Below are 15,213 nucleotides of genomic sequence, written 5' to 3' on the forward strand. Positions count from 1 at the left end.
GCACCGCGCCTTCCACGACGTGTTCGCCGTGCAGCAGCACCAGCCAGTGCGCGGGGCGCACGAAGGCGTAGTCGCGCTCACCCCAGCGCATCGGCTTGGGCACCGGCAGCGTCTTGAGCGCCTCATCCACGATCGCCGGCAGCAACGCAGCGGTGGCGGCGCCGGGCGCTTCCTTGCGGGCGACGAAGCGCTCGCCCTTGGCGTCGCGGGTCTTCTCCAACTGTTCGACCGTCACGCCGTTCTTGCCGGCGAAGCCGAGCAGCGCCGGCGTCGGCGCACCGGCCGCGTCGAGGCCGATGTTGAGGTAGGGGCCGAGCACTTCGGATTTCTGCGTCGGCTGCGCCCACGCCACGTCGGGCACGAGCACGGCCAGGCGCCGCGGCGAGTACAGCGCGCGGGCGCCGTCACGGGCGCAGGCGATGCCGCGTTTTTCCAATCCGGCCAGAACGCCGGCGAAGAATGCCTGCGCCAGCTCCGGCAGCGCCTTCGGCGGCAGTTCCTCGGTGCCCAGCTCGATCAGCAGCGGCGCGGCGTCCATCACGCGGCCTCCCGCTTGAGATTGGGAAAGCCGAGCTTCTCGCGCTGGGCGTAGTAGGCCTCGGCCACCGCCTTGGCCAGGGTGCGCACGCGCAGGATGTAGCGCTGGCGCTCGGTCACCGAGATCGCACGGCGGGCATCGAGCAGGTTGAAGCTGTGCGAGGCCTTGCAGACCTGGTCGTAGGCGGGCAGCGGCAGGCCTAGGCCGACCAGCTTGAGCGCCTCGGCCTCGCAGGCGTCGAAGCGGTGGAACAGCTCGGCGACGTCGGCGTGCTCGAAGTTGTAGGTGCTCTGCTCGACTTCGTTCTGGTGGTAGACATCGCGGTAGGTCACGTCGCCCTGCGGACCGCGGGTCCAGACCAGGTCGAAGACGTCGTCGACGTTCTGCAGGTACATGCACAGGCGCTCGAGGCCGTAGGTGATCTCGCCCGTCACCGGCTTGCACTCCAGGCCGCCGGCCTGCTGGAAGTAGGTGAACTGGGTGACTTCCATGCCGTTGAGCCAGACCTCCCAGCCCAGGCCCCAGGCGCCCAGCGTGGGCGATTCCCAGTTGTCCTCGACGAAGCGCAGGTCGTGCACCAGCGGGTCGATGCCCAGCGCCTTGAGCGAGCCGATGTAGAGCTCGAGGATGTCGTCGGGGTTGGGCTTGAGCACCACCTGGTACTGGTAGTAGCGCTGCAGGCGGTTCGGGTTCTCGCCGTAGCGGCCGTCGGTCGGGCGGCGGCAGGGCTGCACGTAGGCGGCGCGCCAGGGCTCGGGGCCCAGCGCACGCAGGAAGGTGGCGGGGTGGAAGGTGCCGGCGCCGACCTCGAGGTCGAGCGGCTGGACCAGGACACAGCCCTGGTCGGCCCAGTACTGGTTGAGCCTCAGGATCAGTTCCTGGAAGGTGGGTGCGCTCATCGCGGATTCGCCCTTTCGATACAGCGCGCTAGTATAGCGGCGAACCCCCGCACGGCCCGCGCCACGCCCCGATGAAACCCTTCCTGATCCTCGAGACCGGGCGGCCCCTGCCGCACCTGCGCCGCCACGGCGGCTTCGGCCACTGGATCCGCGTCGCCGCCGGCCTGCACGCCCGGGAGGTCCGCCACTGCCACGTGCTGGACGGCGAACCGCTGCCGCCCGCGGGCGACTTCGCCGGCGTGCTGGTCACCGGCTCGGGGGCGATGGTCACCGAGCGCCTGGACTGGAGCGAGCGCAGCGCCGAGTGGCTGCGCGACGCCGCGCAGGCCGGCCAGCCGCTGTTCGGCATCTGCTACGGGCACCAGCTGATCGCCCACGCCCTGGGCGGCACCGTCGACTACAACCCGCGCGGCCGCGAAATGGGCACGGTGCCGGTGGCGACCTCGGACGCCGCGGCCGGCGACCCGCTGTTCGCCGGCCTGGCCGGGTTCGACGCCCAGACCACCCACCTGCAGACGGTCACCGCGCCGCCGCCCGGCGCCGCCGTGCTGGCGCGTTCGGGCCGCGACGACTGCCAGGCCTTCCGCTGGGGCGAGGCGGCCTGGGGCGTGCAGTTCCACCCCGAGTTCAGCACCCACATGATGCGCGGCTACATCCAGGCGCGCGCCGACGCCCTCGCCAAGGAAGGCACCTGCCCCCGGCAGCTGCTGGCCGCGGTGAAACCGGCGCCGCTGGCGCGCCGCGTGCTTCGCCGCTTCATCCACGTGGCGCACCAACGCGCCGTCACCAGGACCTCCGCATGACCCCACCGATCACCCCCGCCGCCCCGTTCCGCTGGTTCATGAAGGCGCTCGACGGCGGCCGCCGCCATCCCCAGGCCGTGTTCGGCGGCTTCGGCCTGCTGTTGCTGGTGGCCATGACCCCGTCGCTGCTGCAGGCCTTCGCCGAGTACGTGATGAAGCTGGCGCCGGCCGCGCTGGCCGCGGTGTACGGCCTGGTGATGCTGTTCAACCTGGTGGTGATGCCGCCGCTGATGGGCGGCGCGCTGCGGCTGCTGCACCGCGCCGAGGGCGGGCATCCGGTCGTGGCTTCGGACGTGTTCGACGGCTTCCGCGACCGCGACCTGGCGCTGCGGATGATCGGCACCGCGCTGCTGTGCCTGCTGGCCTTCCTGCTGGTGTTCGGGCTGCTGTTCCTGCTGATGCCGGGCAAGGCCTTCGTGATCGAACTGTTCGCGCGCTCGATGGCCACGCCGCCGGGCGGCCAGCCGGACATGGCCGGCCTGCCCGAGGCGTCGCCTTGGCTGCTGCTGTGGCTCCCGGCCGCGATCTTCATCGCCTGCTTCGCCACGCACGGCTACATGCTGGCCTACGCGCAGGCCGCACTGGGCGGCCGCACGGCCCTGGACGCCACGGTCACCGGCTTCGCCGCGCTCGTGCGGCACTCACTGCCGTTCCTGGCCTTCACCGTGGCGGCCCTGACGGTGGGTTCCGTGCTGCTGCTGATCGTCGCCCTGGTGATCGGCGTGGTGGTCGGCCTGCTGGCCATGGCCAGCCCGGCGCTGGCGATGTTGCTGGTATTGCCGGTCTACCTGGGGCTGCTGCTGATGATGTACGTGGTGATGTTCGGCTTCTACGACCACGCCTGGCGCGACATCTTCGGCGACGGCCCGGCCGCGCCTCTCGACGCGCTGGAAGCCTGAGCCCGGCTCAGTAGAGGCCGCTTCCGGCGGCCTCGACCAGCAGCTGCACGTAGCGCAGCACGATGAAGCCCATCGCGCCGAAGAACCCCGCGGCCTGCACCAGCAGCCAGCTGCGCCCGCCGCGCGGCATCGCCGGCGAGGCGCCCGGGGCCAGCGCCACCCGCGTCCCCGCCAGGTAGTCGTGCAGGGCCCGCTTGCCGGGCGTCCACGCGGCCAGCGCGTGGCCCAGGTTCAGCAGCAGCCAGCTGGGGATGCCGGCGACGAAGCGCGCCGCGATGCGCCCGGGCCCGCAGCGGCCGCCGCGCGCGTCGGTGACCTGCAGGCCCAGCAGGCGCTTGCCCGGGGTGGCCTGCCAGCGCGAACTTTCGAAGGCGATGAACCAGACGGCCCCGACCGCGAACAGCACCCACGACACCTGCAGTCCCAGCGAGAACAGGTCGCTCGCCAGGCGGGCCATGGCCGCGCGCAGCGCCTCGTCGCCGGCGAACAGGCCGGCCTGGCGCAGGGGGTCGTCGCCGCGGGCCAGGGACAGGTCGAGCAGCTCCCAGAGCCGGAACTGCAGGGTTTCCAGGCCGGCGCCCAGGGTGGCGCGGGCCTGCAGCAGCCGTGGCCACAGCAGCGGCAGCGCCAGCAGGCCGACGGCGCAGGCGTCGGCACTGTAGGCCGCATAGCGGCGCCAGAAGCCGGCCGGTGGCGTCACGGCCCTACTCGCGGCCCTTGAGCGGCCGCAGCATGGCGCCGGCCACGATGCCCAGCTCGTAGAGCAGGCACATCGGCACGGCCAGCATCAGCTGCGACACCACGTCGGGCGGGGTGATGACCGCGGCGACGATGAACACGCCCACCACCACGTAGCCGCGCACCTCGCGCAGCTGGGCCGGCGTCACCACGCCCAGCACCACCAGCACCACCACCGCCACCGGCAGCTCGAAGCTGAGGCCGAAGGCGAACAGGATCACCAGCACGAAGTCGAGGTAGCGCGAGACGTCCGGCGCCATCGCCACGCCCTCGGGCGTGAGCATGGCCAGGAACCCGAACACGGTCGGCAGCACCAGGAACCAGGCGAAGGCGAGGCCGAGGTAGAACAGCAACACGGCGGCCAGCAGGATCGGCCGCGCCAGCTTCTTCTCGTTCTGGTACAGGCCCGGCGCCACGAAGGCCCAGGCCTGGTAGAGCAGCCAGGGCATCGCCACCAGCAGGGCCACGAAGAAGGCCAGCTTGATCGGGATGAAGAAGCCACCGGCCACGTCGATGGCCTGCAGCATGCCGCCGCTGGGCAGCTTGGCCACCAGCGGCTGCGCGAATCGGCTGTACAGGTCGCTGGCGAACGGCATCAGGCCCAGGAACACCACCAGCACCGCCGCGACGCCGCGCATCAGCCGCGCGCGCAGCTCCAGCAGGTGGCCCATCAGGGATTCTTCGGCCGGGGCCTCGGGCACGGTCATGGCTCGCGCGTCCCGTCGCGGCGCGGCGCGTCGGCGTCCGGCGGCGGCGCGTCCGGGGTCAGTTGGAAGGGCACCGGGTCGCTGTAGAACTCCGGCTCCGGAGTGCTCGCGGCGTCGGCGCCGCGATCATCGGCGCCGGCGGGCGCGGGGCGATCGGCGTCGGTGGGCGGGGCGGCGTCGGCCGCCGCCGGGATGTCCTGCACCGCGGTATCGGCATCGGCCTTGGCCAACGCCTCGGCATCGCGCAGGTCGTCGCGCAGCGCCTGGCCGGTGGCGGCGACGTCCTTGCCGACCGCGTCCAGCTCCTCGCGGATCGACTGGACCGGGTTGCCCACGCTGCGCTTGAGCTCGTCGGCGGCCATTTCGCGCTCGAACTCGGACTTCACCGAGTACCACTGCGCGCGCGCCTTGCGCACCCACAGGCCGGCGAAGCGCGCGGCCTTGGGCAGACGCTCCGGGCCGAGCACGACCAGGGCCACGACCGCGATGATCAGCAGTTCGCTGAAGCCGACGTCGAACATGGCGGCGGGTCCGGCGCGGGGCCGGGACTCAGGAGTCCTTGCGCTGGCTGTCCTGGCGCGAGGTTTCGTCCGACGGCGCGTCGTGCTTGTCGTTGCCGATCCGCGACGGCGGCTCTTCCTTGCCCTTCAGGCCTTCCTTGAAGCCCTGGATGCCTTCGCCCAGGTCCTTGCCGACGCCCTTGAGCTTCTTGGTGCCGAAAACCAGCACGACGACGACCAGGACGATGAGCCAATGCCAGATGCTGAAGCTGCCCATGAGGGGGTTCCTGCGTTGATCCGAGGGCTGAAGGATAGCGCAGCCGGGCGGCGGCTGCGCTGGCCGTCAGTCACTGTTCCAGGGTGTTTTCTTCCAGCCGGTCGCGGAACAGCACCAGCGACTCCGGGGCGGCGTTGGCCCGGCCCTCGAAGATGGCCCGCGGGGTGGTGTTGGCGCCGTAGGCGCGCTGGTTGGCGCGGTGGTCGATGCGCAGCACGGTGCCGTCCAGGGCGACGCCGGCGAACAGGCCGCGGGCGCGCGAGTAGCTGTAGATCTCGGCCTTGAGCTGCTCGTCGGTGGCGGCCTGGGCGGTGCGGCCGACCGGGCCGGCGGCCACGCTGGCGTCGGCGCCGAGGGTGAACTTGCCGTTGACGATGCCGTCGACGCCGCGCGGGCTGCGGAACACCAGGATGATGTCGGAGGACTGCACGCCGGCCTGGAAGCCGATGCTGCCGCCGCCGAGCTTGATGAAGCTGGGATTGGACCAGGTGCCGTCCGGGCTGCGGACCGAGATCAGGCCCTTGCCGCCGCGGCCGCCCAGCACCAGGCCGGCCTTGACCACGTCCGGGATGACGGCGATGGCGTAGGCGTCGGAGAACATCTTCTCGGGCACCGCGGTTTCCGGGATGCGCATGATCTCGCCGAGCACGCGGGCGGCATCGGCGGCCTTGGCGTCTTCCTTCTCGCCGGCGTGGGCCGGGGCGGCGAAGGCGAGCAGCAGGGCGAGGGCGGCGGCGAACGGGGCCAGCAGGCGGGTCATGGGCGGTCTCCGGGGGGGCGCGAAAAAACGAGTATGGCGGCGGGCCATGAACCAAGCGTGAGCCGGCCCTTCATTCCGGCGATGATAGTTTGTGTTTCCCCTCCTCGGACAGCGCCGCATGACCCCGCCCTATCGCGATGCCCCCCAGGCCGCCGGCCCCGGCAAGACCGCCGTGCTGCTGGTCAACCTGGGCACGCCCGACGCCGCCACCCGCCCGGCCGTGAAGCGCTACCTGGCGCAGTTCCTGCACGACCACCGGGTGGTCGAGCTGACCCGCTGGCTGTGGTGCCCGATCCTGCACTTCATCATCCTGCCGCTGCGCTCGGGCAAGGTGGCGAAGAAGTACGCGTCGATCTGGATGGAGGGCGGCTCGCCGCTGCTGGTGCACACCCAGCGCCTGGCCAAGGCGCTGCAGCATTCGCTGCCCGACCTGCCGGTGCGGATGGCGATGCGCTACGGCAATCCGTCCATCCCCAGCGTGCTGCGCCAGCTCGAGGCCGAGGGCATGACCCGGCTGCTGGTGCTGCCGCTGTACCCGCAGTATTCGGCCAGCACCAGCGCCACCGTGCTCGACGCGGTGAACCAGGAGATCAAGACCTGGCGCCGGGTGCCCGAGCTGCGCTTCATCGCCGACTACCACGACGACGCCGGCTGGCTCGACGCGATGGAAGCGCGCATCCGCGGCCACTGGGACCTGCACGGCCGCGCCGACAAGCTGCTGTTCTCCTTCCACGGCCTGCCCAAGCGCTTCGAGCGCGCCGGCGATCCGTACCCGCGCCAGTGCGAGGCCGGCGCCCGCCTGCTGGCGGCGCGCCTGGGCCTGGCCCCGGAGGAGTGGTTCCTGACCTACCAGTCGCGCTTCGGCCGCGAGGAATGGCTGCAGCCCTACACCGACAAGACCCTGGAGCAGTGGGGCAAGGCCGGCGTGGGCACGGTGGACGTGGTCTGCCCCGGCTTCGCCGCGGACTGCCTGGAGACGCTGGAGGAAATCGCGGTCGAGAACGACGAGGTCTTCCGCCACGCCGGCGGCCAGAAGCTGCGCTACATCAGTGCCCTCAACGACGCGCCCGGCCACGTCGCCGCGCTCGCCTCGCTGGCGCGTCGCCACCTGCAGGGCTGGCCGCACTGATGCCCGCGGGCGGCCTGCGCGAGGTGCGGCTGGCGTCGCCCCGCGGTGAACTGGCCGCGCTGCGCGGCGGCACCGCCGGTGGTCCGCGCCTGCTGTGCCTGCACGGCTGGCTGGACAACGCGGCCAGCTTCCTGCCGCTGGCGGCCGAGCTGCCCGAGTTCGACCTGGTGGCGCTGGACCTGCCGGGCCACGGCGCCTCCGCGCACCGCGCGCCGGGCCACGACTACGCCTTCGCCGACTGGATCCACGACGTGCTCGACGCGCTCGACGACCTGGGCTGGGACCGGGTCGACCTGCTGGGCCATTCGATGGGCGGCGCCATCGCCTGCGCGGTGGCGGCGGCGGCGCCCGCGCGGGTGCGGCGGCTGGCCCTGGTCGAAGCCCTGGGGCCGGTGGCCGGCGATCCCGCCGCGGCCGGCACCCGCCTGCGCGAGGCGGTGGCCGCGCGCCGGGCGCTGGCTGGCCGCCCGCCGCGGGTGATTCCGGACATCGACACCGCGGTCGCGGCCCGCCTGGCCGCCAGCCGGATGACGCCCGAGGCCGCGCGCCTGATCGTCGAGCGCAACCTGCGCCGGGTCGAGGGCGGCCACGCCTGGCGCAGCGACCCGCGCCTGACCCTGCCCAGCCAGCTGCGGATGACCGAGGACACCGTGCAGGCGATGCTGCGCGCGATCGACGCGCCGGTGCTGGTGGTGGCGGCCGAGCCGTCGCCGCCCTACTTCAGCCCGGCGGTGCGCACCGCGCGCCTGGCCTGCCTGGCCGACGGCCGGCTGGACGTGGTCGCGGGCGGCCATCACCTGCACATGGAGCAGGCACCGCGCGTGGCGGCGCCGCTGCGGCGGTTCCTGCTGGACCCGGCGGCGGGCGGCTAGTCGGCCGCCTGCAGGCTCAGCGACACCACCGTCTGGCCGTCGAGGTCGTCGCGCAGGTTCACCAGCAGGCTGCGGCCGTCCTTCTCGAAGCCCAGCATCGAGCCGTCGGCGCCCTGCATCGACATCGTTTCCTTCCAGCCGCCGGCGGCCTGGTCGCGGCGCATGCCGGTGAAGAGCTCCGACATCGGCTCGGGGCTGCGCATCACCACCGACGTAGCCGGGCCCATGGTCATCACCGACATCACGGCGTAGTCGGCCGGCAGGCGGACGTCGGCCGGGAAGTTGGCCGGCAGCGGCACGTTCTCGCCGCTGCTGTGCACCAGCTCGCCCTGCTCGGTGCGGGCGGTGACGCGGTTCACGCCGTCCTTGTTCTCGATGTCGATCTCGGCGCCGGTGCTGGCTTCCAGCGCTTCCTCGGCCAGCGCCTCGGCGGCCTGGTCCTGGGACCGGCCGCAGCCCGTGGACAGGGCGGCCAGCAGGGCCAACAAGGACAGGGTGCGGATGGGGAACATGGCGGGCTCCGATGCGGCGGGCCCCGGACGCCGGGCCCTTCAGCGAATCAAACGCGCTAGCCGCCCCTTCAAGGCCAAGCCGTCGCCGCGCAGGTAGTCCCGTTCTTCCCGCCAGCCCGGCCAGCGGGATTCGACCTCGCGCCAGAAGGCGCGCGAGTGGTTGGCGTGCACGAGGTGGCAGAGCTCGTGCACCAGCACGTATTCGAAGGCCGCGGGGCGGCCCAGCACCAGGCTCAGGTCGAGCTTGAGCTCGTCGCTGGGGCTGAGCGAGCCCCACAGCGAGGACAGCGGCCGCAGCGTGAACTGGCGCGGGGCGCGCGGCAGGCCGGGGAGGTAGCGCGGCAGCCAGGCGCCCAGGTCCTGGCGCGCCTGCTGCTGGTAGAAATCGCGCAGGGCGGCCTTGAGCTGGGCGTCGCTGGCGCGTTCGGGCAGCTGCAGCACGATGCCTTCGTCCTCGAGGCTGGCGCGCACGTAGCGGCCTTCGCGCCAGTGCACGGGCACCGCCTGGTCGCGCAGCGGCAGCGGGTCGCCGGCGCCGCGCACCAGGGGCGCCTCGACCAGCGCCGGCTGGCGCGCCAGCTGTGCCGCCAGCCAGTCGCGGTGCTCATGCAGGAAGGACAGCGCCAGGCGTTCGGACACCCCGCGCGGCAGGGTCAGGCGCGCGCCTTTCTCGGTGACGATCAGGCGCAGGCGGCGCGCGCGCGGGTCGCGAACCCAGCGCACGTCGACCGCCCGGCCGTCGGCCAGCGCCAGCGGGCGAAGCTCGACGGCAGGCGGGGCGGGGCGGGCAAGCTTCAAGAACATCACCAGACTTTAGCCGTAACCAGGCCCACCGTTGTAGGAGCGCCTTCAGGCGCGAATCTTTTCGCGAAGAACTTCGCGCCTGAAGGCGCTCCTACAGGGGGCGATGCGGTGGGGGGCGGTCCGGGGCGATGCGATGCGGGGCGGGGCACCGCAGCGCAGCGCAGCGCGCCTTCAGGCCTCGGCAGGGCTGAGCTTGAGCGCGGGCTCGAGCACGGCGAACAGGCGCTTGAGTTCGCCGGCCATCAGGGCGTAGCGGGCGTCGAGCTCGGCGTGCAGGCCGTCGCGCTCGGTGCCCTCGAGCTGGTCGACGACGCCGTCGAGGAACTTGAGCTTGCGCACCACCAGGTCGTCGCCGAGCACGAAGCTGACGTGGTCGTCGAGCACCAGCGCCAGCTTGCTGACCTGCTTGCCGGATTCCAGATGCTTCTTGATCTCGTCGCACAGCAGCTCCTGGCGCTGGCACTTCACCACCGCGCCGCCGTCGATCGGATCCTTGAGCTCGCACTCGTCGCCCAGCACCAGGCCGGCCGGCAGCGGCTCGCCGGCGATCCAGCCGGTGAGCACGGCGCGCGCCGAGACCTCGGCGTTCAGCGGCAGCGCCGGGAAGCTACCCAGCGCGTGGCGCAGCTCGGAGACCACGGACTCGGCGGCCTTCTTGGAGCTGGCGTCCACGGCGATGAAGCCGTGCTGCAGGTCGAGCGTGGCATTGGTCTGCACCGGCCGCACGAAGGCGCGCGGCAGCAGTTCCATCACCAGGTCTTCCTTCAAGCGCTTGCGCGCGCGGCCGCCGAGCTTGCGGCCTTCCTTCTCTTCCATCGCGGCGATGCGCTTGCCCAGTTCGTCGTTGACGACGGCGCCGGGCAGCAGGCGGTCTTCGCCGCCCAGGGTGATCCAGATGGCGTCGCCGACGCGGTGGCTCATGGCCTCGGCGTCGCGGCCGAAGGGCGGGATGAAGCCGCGCGACATCAGCTCGGACGGACCGACCGGCTTGAGCCGGCACTCCTCCAGGCGGGCATCGAGTTCAACGAGGGACTTGGCGACGGTGGTGGGGAAGCGGAAGAACGTCAGGTTGCGAAAGAACATCAAATTTCCAAAGTCGGGAGAAAGAGGGGTCAGAGTAGATATTTGTTTGAATCGCGAATCGCCGCTTTCGCCCAGGCGATCGGATTCAAACAAATATCTACTCTGACCCCTTTTTTTCGTCGGGGTCGTGGGCGAGCCAGGCGTGGGCGTCGGGGAGGGGGGTGTCGGTGTGGCGGCCGAGGCCGGCGAAGTCGAACAGGCTGGCGTCGGCGAGCTGGGAGGGTCGCACGTCGGCGAGGGCCTTGGCGATGGTCTCGATCCGGCCCGGGCTTTCCTTCTCCCACGCCGCGAGCATGCGCCCGACCTGCTTGCGCTGCAGGTTTTCCTGCGAGCCGCAGAGCGTGCAGGGGATGATCGGGAACTGCTTCCAGTCGGCGTAGTCGACCAGGTCGGCCTCGCGGCAGGTGATCAGCGGCCGGATCACCACGTGCTCGCCGTCGTCGCTGGCCAGCTTGGGCGGCATCGAGGCGAGCTTGGCGTGGTGGAACAGGTTCATGAAGAAGGTCGCCACCAGGTCGTCGCGGTGGTGGCCGAGCGCGATCTTGGTGAAGCCGTTTTCCTTGGCGTGCCGGTACAGCGCGCCGCGGCGCATGCGCGAGCACAGCGAGCACATCGTCTTGCCCTCGGGCACCACGCGCTTGACCACCGAGTAGGTGTCCTGCTCGATGATGGTGAAGGCCACGCCGATCGAACGCAGGTAGTCGGGCAGCACGTGCTCCGGGAAGCCGGGCTGCTTCTGGTCCAGGTTCACCGCCACCAGCTCGAAGCGCACCGGCGCCTTCGCCTGCAACTGCCGCAGGATGTCCAGCATCGTGTAGCTGTCCTTGCCGCCGGACAGGCACACCATCACCTTGTCGCCGTCCTCGATCATCCCGTAGTCGGCGATGGCCTGGCCGACCTGGCGGCGCAGGCGCTTGGCGAGCTTGTGGCGCTCGTGGCTGGCCTTGCGCGGCAGGGGGTCGTGGAGGGGAAGCGTCATGGCGCCATTTTAGGCGCATCGGCGGCCATTTGCCCGAGGCAGGGGGGGGTGATTTCCGGTCTGGGTGAGGGAAAGGTTTTTTGACGCGGATAAAGGCGGATGAACGCGGATAAGAGCGGATGAAGCAAGAGCGACTGGAGTGGATTTTCGCGAGACCCTGCGTCTCGCCGAACTCCACTCAGGATTTTGCTTTATTCGCTCTTATCCGCGTTCATCCGCGTTCATCCGCCTTTATCCGCGTCCAAAACCGCTCTCCCTCCCCAACCACCCGAAGAGCTTCGGGCCTGAAGGCCCTCCTACAGGGGCCGGGACGGGGTAAGCTTCGGCGGAACCGGAGATGCCGATGGCCGACGAAGATCTCGCCAGGATTACCGAGCAGCTGATCGAACTGAAGGTCGAGCACCGCGACCTCGACGAGGTGATCGGCCGCCTGGCCGCCAGCATCGAGGCCGACGAGCTCGCCATCAAGCGCCTGAAGAAGCGCAAGCTCAGGATCAAGGACATGATCACCGCGCTGGAAAGCCGGCTGATCCCCGACCTCGACGCCTGAGCCGCCGGCTCAGGCCTCGGTCGAGCCGGTCTTCGCCGGCAGCGCCGCCTGGGTGCCGGTGGCGCGGCTCACCGCTTCCGGCGACAGCTTCGAGATGGTGTGGCGCAGGTCGCGGCCCAGCACCACCTTCGCGTCCTTCTCCCAGACCATCATCTGCTCGTCGAAGTCGAGCTTGCCGTCGGGGCAGATCCACACCAGCTTCATCTCGCGCAGCTTCTGGATGAAGCCACGGAACAGCGACTTGTCGAAGAACTCCGGCGCCGCCGGCGCATACAGCAGGCTCAGGCGCTGGGCGGTGAGCTGGCACAGCGTCTCGAGCTCGCCGGCGCTGAGCGTGCGCGGGCCGTTCTTGACCAGGGTGGTGATGGCGATGAAGTAGCGCTCGAAGGCCTGCTGCAGGCTGTGCGAGATCACCCGCAGGCGGAACACCTCGTCGGTCTGGCCCGGGCCGCGCGTGAGGTAGCCGCCCTCGTCCTCGCTGGCGACGGTCAGCAGGCCCTCGGCCACGAACAGGTCCAGGGTCGCGCCCAGCCGCTCGGCGAATTCCTCCGGCGTCCACGGCAGGAACAGTTCCTCCTGCACGAACGGATAGATGGTGCGCCCCAGCCGCAGCAGGCCGGCGCGGCTCATGCGGCGGTTGTTCTGGAAGCACAGCGCCACCCAGCTGGCGGCGGCGAACAGGTGCAGGACGTTGTTGCGGAAGTAGCTCTGCAGCACCGCCGTTTCGCCCTCGACGCTGATCACGTCGCCCAGCGGATGCACGGTGCGGGTAAGCACGCCGATCTTCTCGCCGTAGGCGATCATTTCGGCCGGCTCCATCGCCGTCACGGTGACGCGGTCGGAGTAGGGCAGCGCCGCCAGCAGCTTCTTCGACAGCGCCAGCTGCGCCAGCAGATCGGCCTCGGACATGGCGTGCTTGGGCGTGGCCAGCAGCGCCAGCGCCAGCAGGTTCACCGGGTTCACGTCGGCGGCGCGGTTGATGTTGACCTGGATGCGCTGGGCGATCTCGGCCACGGCCGGGTTGATCCAGGTGGGTTTGTCGTCCGGGTCGGCGCTGCGCTCGCGCCAGTCCGGCGCGTGCCGGGCCAGCACGTCGTCGAGGAAGATCGGCTCGCCGAAATTCACCGCCACCTTGCCGTAGTGCTGGCGCAGGATGCCGGCGCCGGCCTTGACCAGGGCCCAGATGGTTTCCTTTTCCTTGGGCTGGCCGGTGAGCTCGTCGAGGTAGCTCTTGCCCTCGATCAGCTTCTCGTAGCCGACGTAGATCGGCTGGAACACCACCGGCCGCCGCGGCGCGCGCAGGAAGGCCTTGATGGTCATCACGATCATGCCGCCCTTGGGCTGCAGCAGCCGGCCGGTCCGCGAGCGCCCGCCTTCGATGAAGTACTCGAGCGAGAAGCCTTCGCCCACCAGCTGCGACACGTATTCGCCCAGCACCGCCGCGTACAGCGCGTTGCCCTTGATCGAGCGGCGGATGAAGAAGGCGCCGCCGCGGCGCAGGATCGGCCCGATCACCGGCATGTTGAGGTTGATGCCGGCGACGATGTGCGGCGGCACGATGCCGCGGCTGTAGAGCAGGTAGCTCAGCAGCAGGTAGTCCATGTGGCTGCGGTGGCTGGGCACGTAGATGACTTCGTGCCCGGGCGCGACCTGCTTGAGCGTGTCGATGTGGTTGACGTTGAGGCCGTCGTAGATCCGGTTCCAGAAGCCGGTGAGCGCGAACGAGGCCGAGCGCACCACCGGATTGGAGTAGTCGGCGGCGATTTCCCAGGCGAAGCGATGGGCTTTCTTCCAGGCCTCGAGGTATTCGGTGCCGTCCTTGCGGGCCTGGTCGGCGATGCATTTGCGGACCGGCTCGGCGTCGAGCACGCGGTCGACCAGCAGGCGCCGGGTCGACAGGTCGGGGCCGATGACCGCGGTCTTGATGCGGCGGAAGTGCGCGCGCAGCACCCGGCTGACCTTGCGCACCTGGCGCTCGTGCGGCAGCTCCTCGCCCAGGATTTCCCAGACGCGCACGCCGGGCGAGAACTGCACCACGGTGTCGCGGCCGTTGAGCAGGATCGCCAGCAGGCGGCGGAAGCGGCCCACCAGCACCCAGTTTTCCGAGAACAGCACCGAGAACCAGCCCGACTGCCGGGCCGGGGCGCGGCCGACGAAGATCGACACCGGCACCAGCTGCGCGTCCTGGTCGGGGTAGAGGCGGTGCGCCATCAGCAGGCGCGAGAGCGCGTCGGAATGGCTGCGGTTCTTGGGGCGCCCGAACAGCCCGGCGCGGCGCCGCGACAGCGCCACGTAGGCGCGCTTGCGGCCCAGCGGGTCGCCGGGCAGCGCGGCCAGCGGCGAGGGCAGGCCGGCTTCGCGGCAGGCCCGGTCCAGGATCAGGGTGTTCGACAGCCCGTAGGTCTCGATGACGTAGCAGACCGGCCGGTCGAGGTCGAAGGGTGGCGTGGCCGGCTCGCGCTGGATCTCGATCCAGGGCTGCAGCAGCTTTTCCATGAAGCGCGCCCACAGGGGCGGCTTGGCGGTCGGGCGCGGCGGCGGGGCCGGATTCGGGGTGGCGGCGTCCATCGGGGCGGTGGGGCTCAGCGCGTGGCGCCGGTGGTCGCGGCGTCGGGACCGGCCATGGCCTCGGCCTCGGCTTCGGCCAGCTCGGCCTCGGCTTCGGCCAGCTCGGCCTCGGCGTCGGCCACGGCGCTGGCGCCGTACCAGGCGCCGTCGCGGCGGACCAGGGCCATCTCGAAGGCGACCGGCTTGCCCTGCAGCGGATAGCTGACCCGCACCCGGGCGGTGTCGCCCTCGGTGGCCAGCGGCTCGGCCTTGACGCCGTCGAGCAGGGCGTCGAGGTCCAGGTCGTAGACGCGCAGCAGGTCCTTGGTGCCGGCCAGGGCGATGCCGGCCTTCTCCAGGGCCGGGCCATGCGTCAGCGCGCGGGCGTCGGCCAGGGTCGGCAGGTCCAGCGCCCGGGCGGTGGCGACCGCGACGGCGATCGCCCGGCGGCCCCGCGCGCGGTCGGTGAACAGGGCCGGGTCGGCCCAGTCGATCAGCTGGGTGGCCACTTCGGTGCCGTGCGCCTTCTCGTCCTCGCTCAGCTCGGTGTTGGCCTGGATGGCGGCGGTCAGGAAGATGGTGGCGGTGGCCTGCATCAGCGGCCACTGGCCGCCGA

At 71.1% G+C, this 15,213-nt stretch carries 15 protein-coding genes and 2 pseudogenes; 5 read left to right on the plus strand and 12 right to left on the minus strand.

The genetic code is table 11. The annotated features are described in order from the left end of the window. Both VFQ84_RS07225 and glyQ read right to left on the minus strand, forming a co-directional pair. Positions 1 to 541 (minus strand): glycine--tRNA ligase subunit beta (locus VFQ84_RS07225; RefSeq protein WP_325130702.1); only part of this gene is annotated, 541 nt, incomplete at its 3' end. Beyond that, positions 538 to 1,437: a glycine--tRNA ligase subunit alpha gene (gene glyQ, locus VFQ84_RS07230; RefSeq protein WP_325130704.1), complete on the minus strand. Its 900-nt coding sequence runs from the start codon at positions 1,435 to 1,437 to the stop codon at positions 538 to 540. The genes VFQ84_RS07225 and glyQ, both read right to left, overlap by 4 nt. Before the next feature lie 71 nt (positions 1,438 to 1,508). On the opposite strand from glyQ, the gene VFQ84_RS07235 reads away from it, so the two are divergent. After that, positions 1,509 to 2,240 carry a glutamine amidotransferase gene (locus tag VFQ84_RS07235; protein ID WP_325130706.1) on the plus strand — a complete coding sequence of 244 codons (732 nt, stop codon included), beginning with the start codon at positions 1,509 to 1,511 and terminating at the stop codon, positions 2,238 to 2,240. Next, entirely contained in the window at positions 2,237 to 3,139 is a 903-nt protein-coding gene (locus tag VFQ84_RS07240) for a hypothetical protein (protein ID WP_325130708.1), read from the plus strand. The genes VFQ84_RS07235 and VFQ84_RS07240 overlap by 4 nt, the downstream gene beginning before the upstream one ends. 7 nt (positions 3,140 to 3,146) lie before the next feature. Here the strand turns inward: VFQ84_RS07240 and VFQ84_RS07245 are convergent, their stop codons facing one another. From VFQ84_RS07245 to VFQ84_RS07265, 5 genes and pseudogenes are all read right to left on the minus strand, one after another. After that, positions 3,147 to 3,839, minus strand: a complete 693-nt coding sequence (locus tag VFQ84_RS07245) for an RDD family protein (protein WP_325130710.1) — start codon at positions 3,837 to 3,839, stop codon at positions 3,147 to 3,149. 4 nt (positions 3,840 to 3,843) lie between these two features. Continuing rightward, positions 3,844 to 4,584 (minus strand): twin-arginine translocase subunit TatC, encoded by a 741-nt coding sequence (gene tatC / locus VFQ84_RS07250; protein WP_325130712.1) that lies wholly within the window; start codon positions 4,582 to 4,584, stop codon positions 3,844 to 3,846. Further along, complete coding sequence (tatB, locus tag VFQ84_RS07255) at positions 4,581 to 5,105, minus strand: Sec-independent protein translocase protein TatB (protein WP_325130714.1); 525 nt, start codon at positions 5,103 to 5,105, stop codon at positions 4,581 to 4,583. Before tatB ends, tatC begins: the two co-directional genes overlap by 4 nt. 28 nt (positions 5,106 to 5,133) lie before the next feature. Next, positions 5,134 to 5,361, minus strand: a complete 228-nt coding sequence (tatA, locus tag VFQ84_RS07260) for a Sec-independent protein translocase subunit TatA (protein ID WP_325130716.1) — start codon at positions 5,359 to 5,361, stop codon at positions 5,134 to 5,136. An 82-nt stretch (positions 5,362 to 5,443) separates the two neighbouring features. Next, a pseudogene (locus VFQ84_RS07265) lies at positions 5,444 to 6,121 on the minus strand (lipid-binding SYLF domain-containing protein); the annotation flags it as partial. A gap of 118 nt (positions 6,122 to 6,239) precedes the next feature. Between VFQ84_RS07265 and hemH the strand changes: the two are divergent. Both hemH and VFQ84_RS07275 read left to right on the plus strand, forming a co-directional pair. Beyond that, positions 6,240 to 7,250: a ferrochelatase gene (gene hemH / locus VFQ84_RS07270; RefSeq protein WP_325130718.1), complete on the plus strand. Its 1,011-nt coding sequence runs from the start codon at positions 6,240 to 6,242 to the stop codon at positions 7,248 to 7,250. Continuing rightward, positions 7,250 to 8,122, plus strand: a complete 873-nt coding sequence (locus VFQ84_RS07275; RefSeq protein ID WP_325130719.1) for an alpha/beta fold hydrolase — start codon at positions 7,250 to 7,252, stop codon at positions 8,120 to 8,122. The genes hemH and VFQ84_RS07275 overlap by 1 nt, the downstream gene beginning before the upstream one ends. On the opposite strand, the gene VFQ84_RS07280 is transcribed toward VFQ84_RS07275, so the two are convergent. The 4 genes from VFQ84_RS07280 to ttcA all read right to left on the minus strand — a co-directional run bounded on the left by VFQ84_RS07280 (position 8,119) and on the right by ttcA (position 11,500). After that, positions 8,119 to 8,634 (minus strand): hypothetical protein, encoded by a 516-nt coding sequence (locus tag VFQ84_RS07280; RefSeq protein WP_325130721.1) that lies wholly within the window; start codon positions 8,632 to 8,634, stop codon positions 8,119 to 8,121. The two genes, VFQ84_RS07275 and VFQ84_RS07280, sit on opposite strands and share 4 nt — an antisense overlap. A gap of 39 nt (positions 8,635 to 8,673) precedes the next feature. Beyond that, positions 8,674 to 9,438 carry a SprT family zinc-dependent metalloprotease gene (locus VFQ84_RS07285; protein WP_325130723.1) on the minus strand — a complete coding sequence of 255 codons (765 nt, stop codon included), beginning with the start codon at positions 9,436 to 9,438 and terminating at the stop codon, positions 8,674 to 8,676. A gap of 171 nt (positions 9,439 to 9,609) precedes the next feature. Next, on the minus strand, positions 9,610 to 10,521 hold the full coding sequence (locus VFQ84_RS07290; RefSeq protein ID WP_325130724.1) for a recombination-associated protein RdgC: 912 nt from the start codon (positions 10,519 to 10,521) through the stop codon (positions 9,610 to 9,612). A 97-nt stretch (positions 10,522 to 10,618) separates the two neighbouring features. After that, entirely contained in the window at positions 10,619 to 11,500 is an 882-nt protein-coding gene (ttcA, locus tag VFQ84_RS07295; protein WP_325130726.1) for a tRNA 2-thiocytidine(32) synthetase TtcA, read from the minus strand. Between the two features lie 343 nt (positions 11,501 to 11,843). On the opposite strand from ttcA, the gene VFQ84_RS07300 reads away from it, so the two are divergent. Continuing rightward, complete coding sequence (locus VFQ84_RS07300; protein ID WP_325130728.1) at positions 11,844 to 12,050, plus strand: YdcH family protein; 207 nt, start codon at positions 11,844 to 11,846, stop codon at positions 12,048 to 12,050. A 9-nt stretch (positions 12,051 to 12,059) separates the two neighbouring features. Here the strand turns inward: VFQ84_RS07300 and plsB are convergent. Next, positions 12,060 to 14,694: pseudogene (plsB, locus tag VFQ84_RS07305) on the minus strand (glycerol-3-phosphate 1-O-acyltransferase PlsB); the annotation flags it as partial. Positions 14,695 to 15,213 lie beyond the last annotated feature (519 nt).

Origin of the sequence: Arenimonas sp. (assembly GCF_035721105.1) — a bacterium.
In the GTDB taxonomy this organism is placed as follows: Bacteria; Pseudomonadota; Gammaproteobacteria; order Xanthomonadales; family Xanthomonadaceae; genus Arenimonas.

What these genes read in the sequence shown, in the direction of transcription:
- tatB (WP_325130714.1), bottom strand. Translation starts at nt 5,105, where the DNA reads ATGTTCGACGTCGGCTTCAGCGAACTGCTGATCATCGCGGTCGTGGCC.
- glyQ (WP_325130704.1), bottom strand. Translation starts at nt 1,437, where the DNA reads ATGAGCGCACCCACCTTCCAGGAACTGATCCTGAGGCTCAACCAGTAC.
- VFQ84_RS07300 (WP_325130728.1), top strand. Translation starts at nt 11,844, where the DNA reads ATGGCCGACGAAGATCTCGCCAGGATTACCGAGCAGCTGATCGAACTG.
- VFQ84_RS07280 (WP_325130721.1), bottom strand. Translation starts at nt 8,634, where the DNA reads ATGTTCCCCATCCGCACCCTGTCCTTGTTGGCCCTGCTGGCCGCCCTG.
- ttcA (WP_325130726.1), bottom strand. Translation starts at nt 11,500, where the DNA reads ATGACGCTTCCCCTCCACGACCCCCTGCCGCGCAAGGCCAGCCACGAG.
- VFQ84_RS07285 (WP_325130723.1), bottom strand. Translation starts at nt 9,438, where the DNA reads ATGTTCTTGAAGCTTGCCCGCCCCGCCCCGCCTGCCGTCGAGCTTCGC.
- VFQ84_RS07275 (WP_325130719.1), top strand. Translation starts at nt 7,250, where the DNA reads ATGCCCGCGGGCGGCCTGCGCGAGGTGCGGCTGGCGTCGCCCCGCGGT.
- tatC (WP_325130712.1), bottom strand. Translation starts at nt 4,584, where the DNA reads ATGACCGTGCCCGAGGCCCCGGCCGAAGAATCCCTGATGGGCCACCTG.
- hemH (WP_325130718.1), top strand. Translation starts at nt 6,240, where the DNA reads ATGACCCCGCCCTATCGCGATGCCCCCCAGGCCGCCGGCCCCGGCAAG.
- VFQ84_RS07235 (WP_325130706.1), top strand. Translation starts at nt 1,509, where the DNA reads ATGAAACCCTTCCTGATCCTCGAGACCGGGCGGCCCCTGCCGCACCTG.
- VFQ84_RS07290 (WP_325130724.1), bottom strand. Translation starts at nt 10,521, where the DNA reads ATGTTCTTTCGCAACCTGACGTTCTTCCGCTTCCCCACCACCGTCGCC.
- tatA (WP_325130716.1), bottom strand. Translation starts at nt 5,361, where the DNA reads ATGGGCAGCTTCAGCATCTGGCATTGGCTCATCGTCCTGGTCGTCGTC.
- VFQ84_RS07240 (WP_325130708.1), top strand. Translation starts at nt 2,237, where the DNA reads ATGACCCCACCGATCACCCCCGCCGCCCCGTTCCGCTGGTTCATGAAG.